At 71.6% G+C, this 18,730-nt stretch carries 15 protein-coding genes, 3 pseudogenes and 1 riboswitch; of the genes and pseudogenes, 6 read left to right on the top strand and 12 right to left on the bottom strand.

The genetic code is table 11. The annotated features are described in order from the left end of the window. Positions 1-323 precede the first annotated feature (323 nt). Positions 324-1,334 carry an MFS transporter gene (locus AB1460_RS29545; protein WP_368965368.1) on the bottom strand — a complete coding sequence of 337 codons (1,011 nt, stop codon included), beginning with the start codon at positions 1,332-1,334 and terminating at the stop codon, positions 324-326. Between the two features lie 535 nt (positions 1,335-1,869). Here AB1460_RS29545 and AB1460_RS29550 point away from each other — a divergent pair. Together AB1460_RS29550 and AB1460_RS29555 are read left to right on the top strand one after the other, a co-directional pair. Further along, on the top strand, positions 1,870-2,835 hold the full coding sequence (locus AB1460_RS29550; protein ID WP_368965369.1) for an AAA family ATPase: 966 nt from the start codon (positions 1,870-1,872) through the stop codon (positions 2,833-2,835). A 25-nt stretch (positions 2,836-2,860) separates the two neighbouring features. Continuing rightward, positions 2,861-3,109, top strand: a pseudogene (locus AB1460_RS29555) (SCO5389 family protein); the annotation flags it as partial. A gap of 99 nt (positions 3,110-3,208) precedes the next feature. Here AB1460_RS29555 and AB1460_RS29560 read toward each other — a convergent pair. The 4 genes from AB1460_RS29560 to AB1460_RS29575 form a co-directional block, all read right to left on the bottom strand. Continuing rightward, complete coding sequence (locus AB1460_RS29560; protein ID WP_368965370.1) at positions 3,209-5,992, bottom strand: heavy metal translocating P-type ATPase; 2,784 nt, start codon at positions 5,990-5,992, stop codon at positions 3,209-3,211. Positions 5,993-6,053: 61 nt separating this feature from the next. Continuing rightward, positions 6,054-6,725, bottom strand: coding sequence for a DJ-1/PfpI family protein (locus AB1460_RS29565; protein WP_368965371.1), 672 nt, complete (start codon positions 6,723-6,725; stop codon positions 6,054-6,056). A gap of 82 nt (positions 6,726-6,807) precedes the next feature. Further along, on the bottom strand, positions 6,808-8,391 hold the full coding sequence (locus tag AB1460_RS29570; protein ID WP_368965380.1) for a PepSY-associated TM helix domain-containing protein: 1,584 nt from the start codon (positions 8,389-8,391) through the stop codon (positions 6,808-6,810). Positions 8,392-8,728: 337 nt separating this feature from the next. Next, entirely contained in the window at positions 8,729-9,355 is a 627-nt protein-coding gene (locus tag AB1460_RS29575) for a hypothetical protein (protein ID WP_368965372.1), read from the bottom strand. 177 nt (positions 9,356-9,532) lie between these two features. On the opposite strand from AB1460_RS29575, the gene AB1460_RS29580 reads away from it, so the two are divergent. From AB1460_RS29580 to AB1460_RS29590, 3 genes are all read left to right on the top strand, one after another. After that, positions 9,533-10,261 carry a hypothetical protein gene (locus tag AB1460_RS29580; RefSeq protein ID WP_368965373.1) on the top strand — a complete coding sequence of 243 codons (729 nt, stop codon included), beginning with the start codon at positions 9,533-9,535 and terminating at the stop codon, positions 10,259-10,261. A 421-nt stretch (positions 10,262-10,682) separates the two neighbouring features. Beyond that, on the top strand, positions 10,683-11,402 hold the full coding sequence (locus AB1460_RS29585; protein WP_368965374.1) for a DsbA family protein: 720 nt from the start codon (positions 10,683-10,685) through the stop codon (positions 11,400-11,402). 531 nt (positions 11,403-11,933) lie between these two features. Then, positions 11,934-12,164, top strand: coding sequence for a hypothetical protein (locus AB1460_RS29590; protein WP_368954017.1), 231 nt, complete (start codon positions 11,934-11,936; stop codon positions 12,162-12,164). 92 nt (positions 12,165-12,256) lie between these two features. Here AB1460_RS29590 and AB1460_RS29595 read toward each other — a convergent pair. The 7 genes and pseudogenes from AB1460_RS29595 to AB1460_RS29625 form a co-directional block, all read right to left on the bottom strand. Continuing rightward, positions 12,257-12,394, bottom strand: a pseudogene (locus tag AB1460_RS29595) (peroxidase); the annotation flags it as partial. A 218-nt stretch (positions 12,395-12,612) separates the two neighbouring features. Beyond that, positions 12,613-13,272 (bottom strand): (2Fe-2S) ferredoxin domain-containing protein, encoded by a 660-nt coding sequence (locus AB1460_RS29600; RefSeq protein ID WP_368965375.1) that lies wholly within the window; start codon positions 13,270-13,272, stop codon positions 12,613-12,615. Next, positions 13,265-14,101: an ABC transporter ATP-binding protein gene (locus AB1460_RS29605; protein WP_368965376.1), complete on the bottom strand. Its 837-nt coding sequence runs from the start codon at positions 14,099-14,101 to the stop codon at positions 13,265-13,267. The genes AB1460_RS29600 and AB1460_RS29605 overlap by 8 nt, the downstream gene beginning before the upstream one ends. Further along, positions 14,098-15,162, bottom strand: a complete 1,065-nt coding sequence (locus AB1460_RS29610) for a FecCD family ABC transporter permease (RefSeq protein WP_368965377.1) — start codon at positions 15,160-15,162, stop codon at positions 14,098-14,100. The genes AB1460_RS29605 and AB1460_RS29610 overlap by 4 nt, the downstream gene beginning before the upstream one ends. Further along, entirely contained in the window at positions 15,159-16,175 is a 1,017-nt protein-coding gene (locus AB1460_RS29615; RefSeq protein ID WP_368965378.1) for a FecCD family ABC transporter permease, read from the bottom strand. Before AB1460_RS29615 ends, AB1460_RS29610 begins: the two co-directional genes overlap by 4 nt. Before the next feature lie 71 nt (positions 16,176-16,246). Continuing rightward, on the bottom strand, positions 16,247-17,254 hold the full coding sequence (locus AB1460_RS29620; RefSeq protein ID WP_368965379.1) for an ABC transporter substrate-binding protein: 1,008 nt from the start codon (positions 17,252-17,254) through the stop codon (positions 16,247-16,249). Positions 17,255-17,361: 107 nt separating this feature from the next. Continuing rightward, positions 17,362-17,503: riboswitch (cobalamin riboswitch) on the bottom strand. A gap of 260 nt (positions 17,504-17,763) precedes the next feature. After that, positions 17,764-17,934: pseudogene (locus AB1460_RS29625) on the bottom strand (transposase); the annotation flags it as partial. A gap of 73 nt (positions 17,935-18,007) precedes the next feature. On the opposite strand from AB1460_RS29625, the gene AB1460_RS29630 reads away from it, so the two are divergent. Further along, a partial coding sequence (locus AB1460_RS29630; protein ID WP_420497410.1) for an IS256 family transposase occupies positions 18,008-18,730 on the top strand: 723 nt, incomplete at its 3' end.

Genomic DNA, 18,730 nt, shown 5'->3' on the forward strand with positions numbered 1-18,730 from the left:
AGGAACCTCGATCATCCCGTGGGCGCCGCGTCCGCCTGTTCCCGGGCCGTTCTCACCGCGACGCCGTAGCCGCTACCAGCCCGCGACGCCAGCCGACACGCCGATCACGACTTTGTCGCAGCCCTGCTGGCCGGCCGGCGTGGATCTGGGTCTGGGTGATTCGGAGTGGATGACGCAGGTTCCGGTTGCCCGACATCTGGTTTCACATGGTGATCCGATTTGTGCTGAGGCGGCGCTGTGTCGTCGACGCTGTCGCGCGGAGGCTCCGACGACATTCGAAAAATGGTGGCAGCGGTATCCACGCGACGAGCAGCGCCGGGGTCTCACACGGTCGCTTCCTGCTCAGCAGGTGCGGCCGGTTCCCGCGTGGCCTGATCCGTGTGGTCGCGCCGGGGGAGCAGCAGTGGGCTGGCGAGGATGAGTAGTCCTGCGACGGTGAGAGCGGTGCGTGGGCTGGTGATGCCGGCGAGCAGCCCGCCGAGGGCGGTGAAGACGGCGATGGAGGCCTGTTGGCCGATCGACCAGGCTGAGAGGGTGCGGGCGATGCGGTGCCTGGGGGTGTTTTCGAGCCGGTAGGTGGCGAGTACCGGGTTGTACAGGCTCATGCTGATGATGATCGCCAGCTCGACGGCGATGACGGTGAGGAGGCCGTCGACGCCGGGACGGACGAAGGCCAGGCCGATCAGCCAGATGGCGCGTAGGGTGCCGACGGTCCGGAGGATCTGGTGCTGGCCGTACCGGGCCACGACACGGCTGGCCAGGCGGGAGCCGATGAGTCCGCCGACGCACGGGGCGGCGAAGGCGAGGCCGTACTGCCAGGGCGGGAGGCCGAGCTGGCGGAGGAGGAGCACGGCCAGCAGCGGCTCAGTGGCCATGATCAGTCCGGTGACGAGCATGTTGTTGAGGTAGAGCGCTCGCAGGGTGGGATGGGAAAGAAGGTGCCGCCAGCCGTCGAGAAAGTCTCTGGTCCGGACCCGGCTCCGTTCGGCTTTCCGTGGGTGTTCCTCCCGGCCGCCGCGGATCGCGGTGAGGCTCAGCGCGGAGAACAGGTAGCTGAGCGCGTCGGCGACCACAGCGGTGACCGGCCCGAACTGGCCTATCGCCGCGCCGCCGAGGGGTGGTCCGACGGCGATGGAGCTCCAGTCCGTGGACTCGAACCGGGCGTTCGCCACGAGCAGGTCATCCGGTCCGACGAGGGTCTTGAGGTAGGCGCCGCTCGCCGCGTTGAAGGCGATCCTGGCCGCTGCGACCACGGCTGAGACGGCGAGCAGGTGGAGGAAGCCGAGCCGACCGAGGGCGTAGGCGACGGGGATCGTCGCCTCCGTACCCCTCACCACCGCCATCGCCGCCGCCCACCGCCAGCCTTCCGAGCCAACAGCGGGCGCGGCCCCGCGGGCCCCTGAAACAGGTGGGCAACCTCAGCAGGACGTGGATAGGGACACCGCCCCCCTGTCCTACCGCTCTACCTCCGGTCCCGCGGCCAGGCACGGGGCTCAGCCGTAGCCCGGGACAACGCAGCCGATCGCGCCTCGACCCCGTCCCGGTGATCGGAACCGAGAACCCGCTCCCTGCCCTACGGGCAGGGAGACACCAGAAACCGAGAGCAAACGCGCTGGAAGCAGCCATGGCGGCACCGCCGGGCGAGCCCTGCCCGCCAACTGAAATGAACACCGTTATCCTTTGCAGTGTGCTGGCGCTCGCTGCGGCCACCGCGGCCGACGGTGCCTTCCGATCCCTCACGCGGCCTGGAACCGGCGAGCAGGCAACCCCGACTTCCCGCTGGGGAACTACCCGGCCAGGCCTCCCGTCGGCCGGCATACCCGTCCGTCCCGTTCGCGGCAGCGCCGCCACGACCCGAGGAACATCGCCATGAAGATCGCTTTTGTAGGCAAGGGAGGCAGCGGCAAGACCACGCTGTCCTCGCTCGTCGCCCGGCACCTGGCCGCCCGGGGTCGGGCTGTGCTGGCTCTCGATGCCGATATCAACCAGCACCTGGCGGTCGCCCTCGGCCGTGACGAGGGCGCCGCCGCCATTCCCGCGCTCGGCGACCACCTCGACGACATCAAGGACTACCTGCGCGGCGAGAACCCCCGCATCCCGACGGCCCGGGACATGGTCAAGACGACCCCGCCCGGCACCGGCTCACGTCTGCTGACCGTCACCGGGCCCAGCCCGATCCACGACCGCCTCAGCGTCGAGGTGGGAGGACTCCGTCTGATGGTCACCGGCGCCTTCGCCGAGGAGGACCTGGGTGTCGCCTGCTATCACTCGAAGGTCGGCGCGGTTGAGCTGCTGCTCAACCATCTGGTCGACGGGCCCGGGGAGTGCGTCGTGGTGGATATGACCGCCGGCGCAGACTCGTTCGCCTCCGGCCTGTTCACCCGGTTCGACCGCACTTTCCTGGTGGCTGAGCCGACCCGCAAGGGCGTCGCCGTCTACGAGCAGTACCGCGGCTACGCCGCCGACCACGACATCCCGATCTCCGTCATCGGCAATAAGATCAACGACGAGCGTGACCTGGCGTTCCTCCGCGATCGTGTCGGCGACGACCTGCTCGTCCATCTGGAACAGTCAGCCGCCGTCCGGGCCATGGAACAGGGGCGGTCCGCGGAATCGGTCGTCCTGGAACCAGCCAACATCGCCGCACTGGATCGTATCGTCGCCGCCATCGACGACACCGAACGGGACTGGGACCGCCTGCACCGCCAGATGATCGAGTTCCACGTGAAGAACGCCCGCTCCTGGGCGAACGACGCGGTCGGCACCGATCTCACACGGCAGATCGACCCCGGCTTCCGTTTGGATGTCCACGCCGGGCTGATGATGGCCCCGTGATCCGCTGCGTGGTCCGCCACGCCGCACAGCCGGCGGAACAGCTGGCCAGATTCCGCCGGCGGATGACAGTGAGCAGGGTCAGCTCCTGCGAGCGATGGCCAGTACCGCGATACGCGAAGCCTTGGAGCGGCACTTCGCGGTGAAGCTGGCGTTCCAGAACTGCCACCGGGCGGCGGTCTTCCGCCCGGAGTCGGTAACCGGCGAGCAGTACCAGCGGTACGTCTCACCCGAGAGCCAGGTGCTGAACCAGCAGCCAGAGTTCGTCGACTGCTGAGCGGTAGCCGAGCGCAGGGTTCGGGAGGAGTCGACGCCGACCGGCGTCTCCCGAACCCGCCGCCCCCTCTCTGCCGCCTCATCGAGCTTCCTGAGCGGGTCATCGCCCGGGGATATCCACGGACCTCGAAGGCAGCGGCTGATTCTGGAACGCGGAGAAACGCCCCGTGGCGGGCAGCGGCTCCTCCTCGTACTGATGCGGAGGACCGCCCCGGCGGGATCGATGGCCCCGGGCGGCCGCAGAGGGAGACCGTCCTTCGTGGACAGCCGGTGAGAAGCGTCGCAGCCGCAGGGCGTTGCCGAGCACGGCGAGGCTGGAGCAGGCCATGGCAGCGCCGGCGGCCCAGGTCGGGAGGATGGCCGTAGCGGCCAGAGGGATCATCACGATGTTGTAGCCGAAGGCCCAGGCGAGGTTTTGCCGGATGGTGCGCTCGACCTGGGCGGCGAGAGCGAGGGCGTTGGCGGCCGTGTGCAGGTCGGATCGGACCAGGGTGATGTCGCTGGCGTGGATGGCGGCGTCGGCGCCGCTGCCCATCGCGATCCCCAGGTCGGCCTCGGCGAGGGCGGCGGCGTCGTTGACTCCGTCGCCGATCATCGCCACACCGTGCCCGCCGGCGCGCAGGCGCCGGATGTGGTCGAGCTTGCCCGCGGGGGAGACTCCGGCGATGACGTCGTCGACGCCCACGGCGTCGGCGACCGTCCGTGCGGAGTGTGGGTTGTCACCGGTGAGCAGCACGGTGCGCAGGCCGGTCGCGCGCAGGCGACGGATCGCGTCCCGGCTGGTGGAGCGTACCGGGTCGGACAGGGTCAGGACCCCTCGCGCCCGGCCTGCCCAGCCGACGCAGATCGCTGTCTGGCCGCGGGTCTCGGCCTGGTCGAGGGACTCCCGCAGCGGGTGGGGGACGGCCAGCCCGCACTCCTCCATCAGCATGACGGTGCCCACGACGACCGGCTCGCCGTCCACAGTTCCGGTCGCGCCTGCCCCGGGCAGGGCCTGGAACGCCCGGGCGGCAGCCACTGTCAGGCCACGGGCGGTCGCCGCGGCGGTGACCGCCCGGGCGATCGGATGCTCGCTGGCCTGCTCGACGGCCGCTGCCCGGCGCAGTACCTCCGCCTCGCCCTCGCCCTCGCCCTTGCCGTCGCCGGGGCCGGGGCCGTCCGTGATCGTGTCGACTGTGACCGCGACGTCGGTGACGGTGATCTGGCCGGTGGTCACCGTGCCGGTCTTGTCGAGCACCAGGGTGTCGATGCGGTGTGCGGCCTCCAGCGCCGCCGGGCCGGAGATCAGTACTCCGAGGCGGGCGCCGCGGCCCGTGCCGGCGAGGAGTGCTGCCGGCGTCGCCAGCCCCAGGGCACAGGGGCAGGCGACCAGTAGCACCGAGATCGTCGCCTCGACTGCGGTGGCGGCCGCCGCGCCGGAGACGAGCCATCCGGCGGCGGTGGCCGCGGAGATGAGGAGAACCGCCGGTACGAAGATCGCGGAGAGCCGGTCGGCGTGCCGCTGTGCCGCGGCCCGACCGGTCTGGGCGTCCTGCACGAGCCGGGTGATGTGCGCGAGTGCGGTGTCGGCGCCGACCCGGGTCGCCCGCACGACCAGCGCGCCGGTGCCGTTCACGGTCCCGCCGGTGACCTCGGCGCCGGCGGTCACGTCGACCGGGATGCTCTCTCCGGTGAGCAGGGACAGGTCCACGGTGGACGTCCCGTCGACCACCATGCCGTCGGCCGGGATCCGCTCGCCGGGCCGGACGAGTACCCGGTCCCCGACGAGGAGGTCGGCGGCGGGTCGTGGCCGCTGGCTGCCGTCGGGAAGCAGCACGGTCGCGTCGTGGGCGGCGAGCGCGGCCAGGTCGGCCAGTGCCGACCCGGTGCCGCGCCGGGCACGGGCCTCCATCCAGCGCCCGACCAGCAGGCTCAGCGTGAGCACGCAGGCGATCTCGGCCGCGTGCGCCGCGTGGCCCGCGTGCGCGGTACCGGCGGCGCCGTCCGCCGGGCCGGCGGTGCCGTGGTGATGGGAGCCCAGCCTGTGGCCGTTCCCGGCCGGCAGGGTGCCGGATGTCGGCCCGCCCAGCGCGTCCGCGAGCGTCACGGCCACGGCCCACCCGAACGACACCAGCACGCCGAGGCTGACCAGGGTGTCCATCCGGGTCGCGCGGTGGCGCAGGCTTTTCCAGGCGGCCCGGTGGAACGGCCAGGCTCCCCACAGCACGACGGGGCCGGCGACCAGCAGTGCCAGCCAGCCCGGCAGATCCGGGATGCCCGGCACCATCGCGGCGGCGACCACGACCACGGTCGGTGCGGCCACCACGAGAGCACGCCGACGCCAGCGCTCCGCCTCGACCTGCCCCGGGTCCCGCGGTTCGCCGCCCGGTTGCCGGTCACCCGGCTGCTCGGGATCGTCTTGCGGCGCGCTGGAGTTCTCCGGACGATCGTAGGCTTGGGCGACCGGCTTCACGACGGTGCTGCGGTGGGTATCCGCGCTGTCCTGCCTGGCGCCGCTGTTCACGGCGGGAGCTGCGATGATTTTCGGGGCGGCTGCCCGCACGGCGGGGGCGGCTGGTTGGCGTTGCGCGATGACCCTGGCCTCGTAGCCGGCGCGCTCCACCGCGGCGACCAGCGTCGCGTCGTCCGCGGAGGCGGTGTCGGCCCAGGTCACCGCGGCGCGGTGGGTGGCCAGGTTCACGATCGCGGAGGCGCCCTCGATCCGGTTCAGCACTTTCTCGACCCGGCGCGCGCAGGCCGCGCAGGTCATGCCGGACACCGCGAGTTCCACGCGCGGCCCGGTCGGGCCCGCGTCGGCCTGCGGTGCTCGGGGCGGCGGGGGTGCCGTCGCTGTGGAGCCGACTGCGTCGGCTTCGCTGATGTCGTGGGCTGTCGGAGTGGACATCGCGCTCCTGTGCCTGATGGATCTCCGCGCCGAGACCCCTGCGGCGAGCGTAGGCGATCGGCTACCTACGGCGGCGACCGCGGGAGGTATCCGTCTGCTGGCCCAGGCTTCGGTGGAGTACTCCGCTGAACAGGTCGCGGACGTCGTCGACGAGCGTCGAGTCCACCTCCGCCGGAGCCGGCGTCACGGTCTCCGCCTGCAGGGACAGCGCCTCGGCGTACGCGGCGCCGCGTAGCCGCCCCACCAGGAGCAACCCCAGATCCACCCCGGCGGTGACCCCGGCTGCTGCGACGAGGCTCCCATCGTCCACCACCCGTTCATTGACGGTGGTGGCTCCGTAGCGCGACAGGTGCGGGCGGCTCGTCCAGTGGGATGTCGCCCGCCGCCCGTGCAGGAGGCCGGCGGCGCCCAGCAGCAGGGATCCGATGCAGACACTCGCCACGATCCCGGCGCCGGCACCGAGCCGCGCCAGTTCACCCAGCAGCGCCTGATTGCCCAGCGCTGCCGCCAGGCCACCGCCCGCCCCGGGCACCAGCAGAACGTCGCAGCGCTCCGGAAGGTCTTCCAATACGTGGGTGGCGACCACCGCCAGTCCGGTGTCGCTGGTGACCGGGTGCGGCGCGCGCCCGGCGGCCACGATGACCTCCGCACCGGTCATGCCCGCGAGAAAGACCTGCGGGCCGGCGAGGTCGAGAGCGGTGAAGCCGTCATAGTGCCCGCTGCCCGGAACCACGTGGTTCCGGGCAGCGGGCCGACGTCGCCTGGCCGGCCGCGGTCCCAGGAAGCGGCCAGGTCCGTCAGCCGACGTCTTCCGCTCAGGCGGTCGCGGTCTCCCGCTGCTGTCGTGACCGGCCACGGGCCAGGCCCACCAGGACGTCGATCAGGATGAAGATTCCCAGGGACACGCCGAGGACGGGCAGCGCCCACCCGATCGCCGCGGTCACCAGGACGGTGACCACCAGGGCCGGCTTGGAGATGTGCCGCCAGGCGCCGCGCGCCGGCGGGGCGCCGACGATCCGGGTGCGGTCGGCGCGGGTGGGTCGGCGCTGCCACCACATGCGGTAGCCCCAGACGATCAGGCAGATCAGGCCGATCGCGAGGCTGGCCAGCAGGATCTGGTTCGCCAGCCCGAACAGGATCCCCATGTGCGCCATGATCCCGTAGAAGCTGAGCTGGGCCAGCAGCGGCCAGTCCGAGAAACGCGACTCGTGGACCACCGTGCCGTCGGCGTCGATCGCGGCCTTGTCGCCCCGTACCGGCCAGGTGTTGTCGGTCTGGGCGACGGACCAGGCGGTGCCGGCCTCGGCGGGCGGGCTGAGGTCGACCGGCCCGTCGAGGCCGGCTTCGCGGGAGGCCGCGAGCACCGTGTCGACAGCCTCCGTGCCCGATTCCTGGCCGGAGGTGTCCTCGCCGGAGCCGCTGCTCCCGTGTCCTTCATGACCGGCACCGGCTGGCGCGGTCGCGGCGGCGGGCAGGCTGGTGTCGAGGGTGGGCCGTTCGCCGTTCATCGCTGCCTTCAGGTCGGAGAAGTGCTCACCGGCGTAGGTGGACCAGGTCAGGCCGGTCGCGGAGAGGATCAGCAGGCCGGCGGCGAGCCAGACGCCGAGGCTTCCGTGCCAGCCCAGGGTGCGCCGCCGGCCGCGGGCGGTCAGGTCGGGCAGCAGCAGCGCGCGGGCGCCGCGTCGGCGGCGGCGGCGGGCCAGCCACAGGACGAGCCCTCCCAGCACGACGACCCACAGCCAGCTCGCGGCGAACTCCGAGTAGTACAGGCCGGTGTCGCCCAGGTGCAGGTTGATGTGCAGCTGGTCCAGCCAGGTCGTCATCGGGGTGCTGCCCCACCAGGTGACCAGCGTGCCCTGGACCTCGGCGGTGTACGGGTCGACGTAGACGGTGCGCTGCTTGTCGCCGAGCGCGTCCTCGAACAGGACCACCTGGGTGGTGCGGTCCGCGGCCTCGCCGGTGTGCACCGAACCGAAGGCGCCATCCGGGTACACGGCCAGGGCGGCGTTGATCTGCTCGGCCAGTGGCCGCTGGGTGGAGCCCACCTCGCCGACGAAGAACTCGTCGGCGTACACGAGCCTGTCCAGCTGCGGGGTGAACGCGTAGGCGAGGCCGGTCAGTGCGGAGACCAGCAGGAACGGGGCGACCAGCACCCCGGCGTAGAAGTGCAGGCGCATCAGCGGCCGGCGCCATCCGCCGGACGCCGGGTCACCGGGCCTGGAGCCCCGAGCCGTGTCGGGCGTGCGGGGCTCGGGAATGGAGGGGGCGACGGTCGGGTCGCCGGCGGAACTGCCGGCAGAGGTGTCGACCGGGGTGTCGGCGGGATTGGCGGCTGCGGGCGCGGGCACCGCGGTGGCGGGCGCCGTGTCATCGGGGGATGACCCCGACGGTTGAACCATGGTCACAGAGAGTCTCCGAGTAATGATGTGGAGAGAGGATTCGAGGGCAGGCGGAGTCACCGCCGCGGCGCCGCAGGCACCTGGGAAGCACGTGGCAGCAGGGGCCCACGCTCGGCATTCGTCGCGCGGCGCCCGGGGTGCGCCGCCGCCGCCCGGCGCGAGGCGCGTCTGGGAACCGGCCTGTCGAGGCGCGCGGCATCGCCGCGCGGGCCGATGCGGTCGCGGCTGGATCCCGTCCGGCGGTGGGGCCGGGCACGGACGGTCGCGGCGGGCCGGATCCGGGCAGCCTGAACGCGCCGTCCGGCGCAGGCGTCGCGGACGGCGTCGGCTGTGTGGATCAGGCCGGTGCCGGGTCCGGTGGGCCTCTGCGGACGACGAGATGGACGAGCTGCGCCAGCGCGTGCGCCCGTCCGGTTGGCGGCCGGCACCACCGCACGGTCTGGGTGGGAAGGGGGCGCCAGGCCGGCGGGCGCAGGCGGCGGCGCAGGTGAACCGCCGCCCTGCGCGCGACCGCTGCGGTCCGGCGGGCGATCCGCCACAGCAGCCGCTCTCCCGCAGCGAGCCACCAGGACAGCAGGAGCGCGGCGCAGAGGTGGGCGAGCGCCATCCGAGGCCCACCGGGCAGGAGGTCGATTCCCGCCGCGCCGTCGGAGAGGTCCACCGGTCCGACCGCGGCGTGATGATGGGATGCCGCGACTTGCGTCGGTCGCGCCGTCATGGCGAAGGCGAGGTGCAGACCGGCCTGGACCGTGGTGACCAGCCCGGCGATGCGCCGCAGCGACATCCGCCGGCCGGAGCAGCCCCAGCACACGCGGAACGCGAGAGCGACGCCGCACCCGGTCACCGGCAGGCTCGGCGGCTCGCCGCAGGCCGCCAGGTGCGCGGCGACGGCGAGAGCGACGGCTATGACGGCAAGGGCCGAGGCGCGCACACCGCGCCCGGCCGGTGTCGCCGCCCAGCTCACAAACCCGGCATCCTAGCTGGAAAGCGAGCGGGTCTCAGTCGATCGCCCTCGCGGACGGGCGAATCTTCTCGCCCATGCCGGCCCGTCCACTATGTCGGGCGTACCTTCCCGGCGCCGCGGACAGGCAGGATCGGATGGACCGGCCGGTGCCAGGCCGATCGGGGTTCCCTGGCAGGGATGGGGCCGGGCGACGAGCCGATCTACACTGGACCGGTGACCGCCGGGGCGCCCGACCAGCCGGTCGGCGCGCGGTGTGAGCCGGCGGCGATCACTGTCGGTGCGGGCCTGCCCCTGTGGGCCGCGACGCGTTGCGGCCGTGCCGTGCGCGGTGCCGTCCTCGCACTGCTGACCGTCGCGCTCGCCGCCGCCGCGCACGGCCGGTCCGGCCCGGCTGCCCCGGACTCGTGGGTGACCGTCGTCGGTTTTCTGCTCACCTGGCGGGTCGGCTGGGGCCTGGCTGCGAGGCAGATCAGCCGCCGCCGGCTGATCGGGCTGGTGGTCGCCGCGCAGGGCTGCCTGCACCTCGCGTTCGCCATGGCCTCCCCGCCCGGGCGGCATTCCGGGGCCGGCGCCGGCCATCTTCATTCGGAGGCGGTCGCGGGTTCGGGCGGGGTGGACCTGCTGCACGGCGGGCCGACGGTTCTCGGCCTGCACCTGCTCGCGGCGGTCTGCCTCGCCTGGTGGCTGGCCGCGGGCGAGCGGCTGCTCTGGCGGGTGGGCCGGCGCACGGCCACGGCCACCCGGCGGATCGTCCGGCGTGTCCGCGGTCGCCTCGCGGCACCGCCGCGACCAGTCCTCGGCCCTCGCCTCACGTTCTCGTCTTCCGTACCCGCTGCGGCTGCGCGGTTGGCGCTGCTTCGGTACGCGGTCGCGCGGCGCGGGCCGCCCGCCGCCACGGCCCGCTGACAGACCACATCCCGCTTCCCGGCCGGTCCGTCGCCGCCCGCGCGTGCCCGATGACCGCGGGCCGGCCGCCGGCCGGCGGAATGGTGCTGTCCTTCCCTCCGCCGTGACCTCCTCGCGGCCGGAGGGCGTCCTCGCGACCGCGACGCACATCCGCGGCGAGCGGTGAGAAGGCACGGGAACCAGAACCACCGAGCCGGCCTCGGCTCGCTGTGGGCCGGCCCGCCGTGGGCGTCGCCGTGCGCCTGTCACCCAAGACGGCCCCGCGAACGCGGTGCCACTACCGGGAGTTCCGTATGAATACAGACAAGGCCCCGCTGGCCCCGCCAGGCCGAGGTGACCGACGCCACCACGCCGGCGCCTCGCTCCCGCGCACGCCGGGGCTGGCTGGGAGGATCCAGCGCTCGGCTGAACAGGTCCCGGCATGACAACCACTGATCACGCCACGCGCCGCGCGAAGGCCGCCGCTGTGAGCGAGGCCGCCGCGCGGCGGGAGCGCCGCCGCCGCACGGTCATGATCTCGGCCTGCGTGGCCGCTGCCCTACTGCTCGTCGGGGGTATCGGCTTCGCCGTGCAGAGCGCGCGGACCGACACTTCGGGAGCCCTGGTGCCGGCCGGTGCGGCCGGCCCGGACGGCGGGATCGTCGTCGGATCGCCGTCCGCCCCGGTCACCGTGGATGTCTACGAGGACTTCCAGTGCCCGATCTGCCGCGCGTTCGAGGAACAGACCGGCGACACCATCGGCTCCCTCGTCGACGCCAAGAAAATCAAGGTCATCTACCATGTCCTGGCATTTCTGGGGCCGGAGTCCGAGCGGGCCGCGAACGCCGCCGCGGCGGCGGCGAACGAAGGAAAGTTCGCCGAACTCCACGACCTGTTGTTCGCCAGCCAGCCGGAGGAACACGCGGGTGGATTCCAGAACGCGGAACTGGTCCATCTCGGCAGCCGTGTGGGGCTGACTTCGCCGGAATTCGTCGAGGCTGTACACAAGGGCACCTACGACGACTACGTCGCCCAGGTGAATGATGCCGCGTCACGCGAGGGAGTCCAGGGAACTCCTACCGTCTATGTCAACGGCGAGCGCCTGCAGACGAACGCCCTGACCCCCGGCGGCCTCACCGCGGCCGTCACGGCGGCGGGCTGACGGTTCGTTCGGGCCTCGGGTGCGCCGCGAGATCTCGCGGCGCACCCGAGGCCCTGCCCGCACGGGTCCCGTGCCGACCACGGTCGAGGACTGGACTGCCACGATGTCTCCGTCTCCCGGTGTTGTGCGCGCGGTCAGCCCGGCGCGGCCCCACGCGCCACCCGCCACAGCAGCCGCTCGCCGACTGCGAGCCAGCCGGCCAAGACGGCGGCGGCCAGGTGGGCGGCGAGCATCGGCGCCCCGCCCGGCCCCGGTCGCCGCCCGCGCCCGCGCGGGCACGGAGACCCCCGACGAAGGGACTGGGGTCGCACCGGGAGCGTCGAGACCGGGCTCGGTGCCCACGCCTCGGCTCACCTGCGGCCCCTCGCCGGTTCCATGCGCCGTTGAGATCTTCGGTCTGATTCCAGCGTGCGGAACGTCGGGATTCCCGGGTTCCTACAGATGGGTCATCCCGGAAGTAATTCGTGACGAGCCGGCGACGCACGGGTACAATTTTTCCAGGAAATGTCGGCCACTTTGTTGGGAGTTCGGATGGCTGTGCAGGGGAAGCATCTGCTGACGTTCTGCGGGAAGTGCAGCTGCGGCTGCCCGGAGCTGTATGTCGACCACGACGCGCCCGCAGAGCGCCGGATCGTTCTGACCGACGATTTCGGGCAGCGCATCCAGATGAGCGCCGAACAGCTCGCGGTGATCGTCGAGGAAGCGCGCGCCGGCCGGATCACCGAGCTGGTGAACGGCGAGCTCGGAGCGTCCCTGGTCTGATCCCGGATCCCGCGGCGGTGCGGGCCCGCGGCCGATCAGGTTGCGGACGCCGGCCCCGTCGGCGCGCCGCGGGTGCGCTCAGCTTGCGGCGTTCAGCCGAGCAGTGTCTCCCCGATGAACCCGGCTTCCCGGGTACCGGGCTGGATCGCGAACACGGCGAACCCGATCGGCGTCGTCCACTCGTTGAGCAGGTCGAGCTCGGCCAGCCGTCGCTGGATCGGCACGAACTGCGCCGCGACGATCGCCGCCGCGGCCCCGCCCGGCGGTGGCCCCGCCCAGGAGCAGTCGCCTCCGGTCCGGCCCACCGCTTCCGGTAGCCCTTCCTCGTGCGGCGCCAGGTGGATTGTCCACGGCGCGGCATGGCCGTGCGGTGACGGAGCGAGACCGCTCAGGTTGGCCCACAGCCGTCGACGCGCTCACCATACCGACGGCCGGGTGCCTGACGCGATCAGGGCTCGGTAGGTGGACGGCGGATGGGACGGGGCGGACCGGATCGGGGCTCTTCGGCCCAGCGGTCGACGAGCGCGCACGCGCCGCTGGCGGTGACCGGACCCCACCATTCGTCGTCGGGGGTGACCGCGACGACAGGGGCGTGGTTGCAGGGGTGGAGGCAGCCGGTCTGGGTGACCAGAACCTCGTTTCGCGTCAGTCCACGATCTTTCAGGCGCGTAGCGAGGGCCTGGGCTGTGTCGGCAGCCCCGCGAGCGGTGCATCGTGGTCCGCGGCAGAGCAGAACATGACGGCCATATGTCGGGACCTCATCCCACCCTGCCGATGAGAGGACCGCTTCTCTCCCGGTGACGTGATCCTTTGCCACGTCGATGACCAGGCTGCCGGGATGCTGCCGCATCCAGTCGCCGGCGATCCTCCTGAGCCAGGACCGGGCGGGCGCGGGCGCGCCGGAGATGGGGGCGGCGATCAGCCGGACGGGTGCCGCGCTTCCTTCCGCGGCGAGCTGGTTAAGCACCTCGTGCACGGTTGGCCGGGCGAGCTGGAGGTAGGCGATCCGAGCCTCCAGCTCCGCTGCCAGGACCAACAGGTCACCCTCGCAGCCTGGGGCGTCGGCGCCCATGCCGACCAGTACGCGACGAACCGACTGGTCAACCATGGCTGGCTCCGGTGGGTCGGGGGTGCGGGACGACCATGGGGGTGCCGACGACGGGGTCGGGGATGACGGTGGCCGTCACACCGAACACCTCGCGCATCAGGTCCGGGTTCACGACGTCCGCCGGCTCGCCCTCGGTGGCGATGCGCCCGTCGCGCAGGGCGATCAGGTGGTGGGCGTAGCGGCTGGCCATGTTGAGATCGTGCAGCACCATGACGATGGTGCGGTCCAGGCGCCTGTTCAGGTCGGCGAGCAGGTTGAGAATGTCGAGCTGGTGAGCGAGATCCAGATAGGTGGTGGGCTCGTCGAGCAGCATGATGCCGGGGTTCTGCGCCAGCGCGAGCGCGATCCAGACCCGCTGTCGTTGGCCGCCGGAGAGCTGGTCGACGGGCGTGTCGGCGAGCTCGGTGATCGATGTCGCCGAAAGTGCCTGCGCGACCGCTCGTTCGTCCTCGCGGTTCCACTGCCGGAACCAGCGTTGGTGCGGGTGGCGGCCTCGGGCGACGAGGTCGGACACCGTGATGCCGTCCGGCGCGGTGGGCTGCTGGGGCAGCAGACCCAGCTCTGTCGCGACGGTGCGCGCGGGCAGGCGGGAGAGGTCGTCACCGGCGAGTCGCACGGTGCCGGCGACCGGGTCCAGGAGCCGGGCCAGTCCGCGCAGCAGGGTCGACTTGCCGCAGCCGTTGGGACCCACGATGGCGGTGATCCGACCGGGCGGGATCCGGGTGCTCACACCGTCGACGACGATGGTGCCGCCGTAGCCGAGCCTCAGCTGGTGGGTCGCCAGGACGGCTGGAGCGGATGTACTGGGTGCGTCGGTGATGTCGGTCATCCGGCGGCTCCGATCCGGTGGGCGCGGGCGAGCAGGACGAGCAGGACGGGTGCGCCGAGGACGGCCGTCAGGACGCCCACCGGCATCTCGTCCGGCGCGAAGATCAACCGGGAGACGAGGTCCGCGCCGGCCACCAGCAGTGCGCCGACGGCGGCGGACGGAGCGAGACCGATCTGGCGCTCGGCGAGGACGCGACGGGTGATCTGCGGGGCCACCAGCGCCACGAACCCGATCGGCCCGGCGGCGGCGGTAGCCATGGCCGCCAGCCCGACGGCGACCAGCAGCAGCGGGATTCTGCGGGCATCACGGGTGCCGGTCAGCGTGCGTGCCAGATCGTTGCCGAGCTCCTGGACCCGTAGGTCCCTGCCCAGCACGGTGAGCGCCATCGCGGCGAGCGTGAGGGTGACACCGATGATCGTCACGTGCGTCCCGCTGCGATTGGCGAGGCTTCCCGTGAGCCAGCCGGCGGCGGCCTGGACCTGGTGCACGTCGGAGCGGGTCAGCAGGTACGAGATCGCCGAGGAGAGGAGGGCGGCGACGCCGATACCGACCAGCACGAGCCGGAATCCGAGCAGACCGCGCCGGTAGGCGATCAGCACGATCGCGAGGACGGTGAGCGCCGCCCCGACCAGAGCGCCGACCGTGAGCTCGACCCCGCTGCCGCCGAGGATCAGCATCACGGTGAGCGCGCCGGTCGCGGCACCGGAGTTGATGCCGACGACATCGGGGCTGACGAGGGGGTTCGCGGCGAGCCGCTGCAGGATCGCTCCGGACAGGGCGAACGCCGCTCCCACCCCCAGGCCGGTGAGGGCTCGGGGAAGTCGGTCATCGAGCACGACGTCCTGCTCGATGAGCGTTCCGCCGCCTCGCAGCACGCGCAGCACGCCAGCCACGGTGAGTGGATACTCGCCGATCGTGATCGACACGGCCGCGATGATCGCCGCGGCGGCAACCGAGGTCACGGTGAGGGCGATCGAGCGGCGGCTCAGACGCAGCGAGAGACCGAGACGCGGGACCGCGAGGAGGACCGCGTCACGGGCGAGGCTCCGCTCGGCGGTCACACCTCCACCAGCTTTCGGTGGCGCACCAGGTAGAGGAAGAAGGGGGCGCCCGCGGCGGCGACCACGATGCCGACCTGCATCTGTTGGGGTTGGGCCACGAGTCGTCCGATCACGTCGGCGACGAGGAGCAGTGCCGGCGCGAGGACAGCCGTCCAGGCCATCACCCATCGGTAGTCCGGGCCGCAGATCATCCGCGCGACGTGCGGCACCACCAGGCCGACGAATGCGACCGGCCCGGCGACCGCGGTCGCGCCTCCCGCGAGCAGCACCACCGCGACGGCGCCGACGGCACGGGCGGCCCACAACCGCGTGCCGAGGCTGCGGGCGAGATCGTCCCCGAGAGCCAGGGCGTTGAGTGTGCGACTCAGGCCCCCCGCGAGAACGAGTCCGACGCCGACGAACGGCGCGACCGTCAGTAGTGCGGCTCCGTCCGCGCGGGTCAGGGAGCCCACGGCCCAGAAACGGAAGTCGTCCATCAACGAGGCGTCACGCAGGGTGATCATCGTCGTGATCCCGCCAAGGAACGCCGTGGTCGCCGCACCAGCGAGCGCGAGCTTGACCGGGGTCGCACCCCCCAGGCCCAGTGAACCGAGGGCGTAGACGAAGACCGCGGCCACCGCCGCGCCGCCGAAGGCGAACCACAGATAGCCGGAGACACCGCTGAGCCTGAAGACGTTGATCGCCACGACGACGGCGAGCGCGGCTCCGGCGTTGATGCCCAGGAGGCCGGGATCCGCCAGGGGATTCCGGGTCAGGCCCTGCATCGCGGCCCCGGCGACCCCCAGCGCCGTTCCCGCGAGCAGGCCGGTCGCCGTTCGCGGAATGCGCAGGTGGTAGACGATCCGTTCCGCATCGGTGACCGGTGCGCCGGACACCGCGTCGAGGACGTCGCCCAGACTGATCGCGTTGACGCCGAGCACGATCGAGGCCCACGTGGCGGCGAGAAGCCCCGCGACGGCGACGAGGAGACCCAGCGATCGACTCCACCCGCCGCGAAGCACCCCCTGACGCATCCGGCGGGTTGAATCGCCTGCCCCCGCACCGGAGGAAGGCGTCTGGGTGGCGGGCGGAGCGAGACTCACCGTCAGTCGACGAGGTCGGGGTGGATCAGCGAGGCCATCTGCTCGACGGCGTGCGCGGTGCGAACCCCGGCGCTTCGGTCGGCGAACAGCGACGGATGGACGGCGTTGTTCCTCACCGCCGTCAACCCGGCGAACGCCGGGTTGTCGACGATCGTGTTCACGTTTCCCATCGCGTCGTCGAGCGTGTAGTCCACCCCGAAGCCGGAGTTGGTGAGAATCACGTCCGGATCGCGCTTGATGAGCTCCTCGGCATCGACATAGATGTTGCGGGTCGACGTCACGTCCTCGAACGCGTTGACGCCCCCGGCGGCCTCGATGATCCTGGTGCCGAAGTCGACCCCGGTGCAGACCTGGAAAGTCCCGTCCTCCTGCGGACGCACGTAGGCGACCGTGGGCTTCTCGGCACCCTTCACCGCCGTCTCGACGGTCGTGATCCGATCCTTGTAGTCGTCGACGAGTGACCGGGCCTTGTCCTCGACGTCAAAGATCTTGCCGATGGTGAGAAGGTCGTCGTACACGGCGTCGATGGACACGTCGGCCGGGTCGACCTCCTGGTCGGTCCTCCCGTCCTCGGTCGGGCAGAACGGCGTCAGGATGTACGACTGGATACCGAGCTTCTCCAGGCTGGCGCGCGTCCCGACACCATCCGGGGTGTCGGCGGCGAACACCGTGCCGTAGCCGGCGAAGACGAAATCGGGCTTCGTGGCCAGGAGTGCCTCGCGGGTGGGATTGTTCTCGCTGTACGGCACCCCCCGCAGGCCGTCCGCATACTCCGGCAGGAACTCGGCGTCGAAGAACGACGAGCCCACCAGACGGTCACCCAGCCCGAGCGCGCTCATCATCTCGGCCGAAGGCTGGTACGTCGCGTACACCCGCTGCGGGGGAGCGGTGACACCGACCTGCCGATCACAGTTCTCCACCGTGACGGCCGCGGCGGACCGGTCTGTCTCGCCCGCGTCATCAGAACCGCAACCGGCGATGAGGGCCATCATCGCGGCGGTGGCCGACACGACGGCTGACTGACGGGTCGCGCGATCCCGAAGGCGAGATCCACGGAAGGGCAGGTGACGGGCGCGCATCAGCGTCCACACCCCTTTCTCGGGGTACTCGCCCCGATCACGGAAGGGTGCGACAGGCCGGGTATCTGACTCGCGGCCATCTCCATGGCCGACTCACAGTGGCGGTACCGTGCCGGATTCACGCCGGCTTCCCCGATACCTGTCGCGAAGCAAGACAGGAGGCTACCAGGGTAGATATGCCTGTTTGGCGAGTGTCGACAACTGAGGCGCAACAGTCATCGGTCCCGGTCGAACCTCCTCCTTCGAGGCTCAGGGTCGGGAAGGCCGCGCGGAGATCGAACGTGGCCACCACGTCAACGGCCGTCCGGCGAACGATCTACGAGACCTGACCGGTTACGTTCGGTCAAGGAGCGACGACCACCGGTGTGCACTCCAAAGCGTCTCCGCCGGCATCTGGCATCTGAGAGGGCGTTTAATTTGCCCTGATTGCGGCTTATGTTCTAGTAGGTGCCTCGCCAGGTTGGGGTGGCTTCGTCCGTTATGCGCCTGGCGAGGTTGTCGATCATGGCTATGTGGATCATGGATTCGGAGCTGGCGGGAAGGGTCTCGTAGTCGCGGGCCAGCCGGCGACGTAGCATGATCCACCCCAGGCTGCGTTCGACGACCCAGCGTGGGAGTGTCTGATCAACGGTGGGTGTGGTCTGGCCCGTGCCGCCGAGGCTGACTCGGCGGGAAGGGACGATCATGAGCGAGACGCTCGATCCCATGCCGACCCCGATCGATCACCAGCAGCTGGCCGCCGAGCTCGTCGCGAAGGCCCGCGCCGAGGGCGTGGACCTCGTCGGGCCTGGGGGGCTGCTGAGCGGGCTGACGAAGTCCGTGCTCGAAACCGCTCTGGAAGTGGAGATGAGCGCGCACCTGGGTTACGACAAGCACGACCCTGCCGGCCGTGACAACGGGAATTCCCGGAACGGGATCCGGACGAAGACGGTCCTGACGGAGATCGGCCCGGTCGAGATCGATGTTCCCCGGGACCGGGACGCCAGTTTCGAGCCGGCGATTGTGCGTAAGCGGCAGCGCCGGTTGAACGGCATCGATCAGATCGTGCTGTCCCTGGCCGCCCGCGGATTGACTACCGGAGAGATCGCCGCGCATTTCGCCGAGGTCTATGGTGCTTCGGTGTCGAAGGACACGATTTCCCGGATCACCGACAAGGTCGTCGCCGAGATGACCGAGTGGCGCAACCGGCCTCTCGACCGCGTCTACCCGGTGATCTTCGTGGATGCGGTGGTGGTCAAGGTCCGTGACGGCCAGGTCGCCAACCGGCCGTTCTACGCCGTCGTGGGGGTGACCGTGCACGGGGAGCGGGACATCCTGGGCCTGTGGGCCGGCGACGGCCACGAGGGGGCGAAGTACTGGCTGCAGGTCCTCACCGAGATCCGCAACCGGGGCGTCGAGGACGTCTGC

Origin of the sequence: Parafrankia sp. FMc2, assembly GCF_041008525.1 — a bacterium.
In the GTDB taxonomy this organism is placed as follows: domain Bacteria; phylum Actinomycetota; class Actinomycetes; order Frankiales; family Frankiaceae; genus Parafrankia.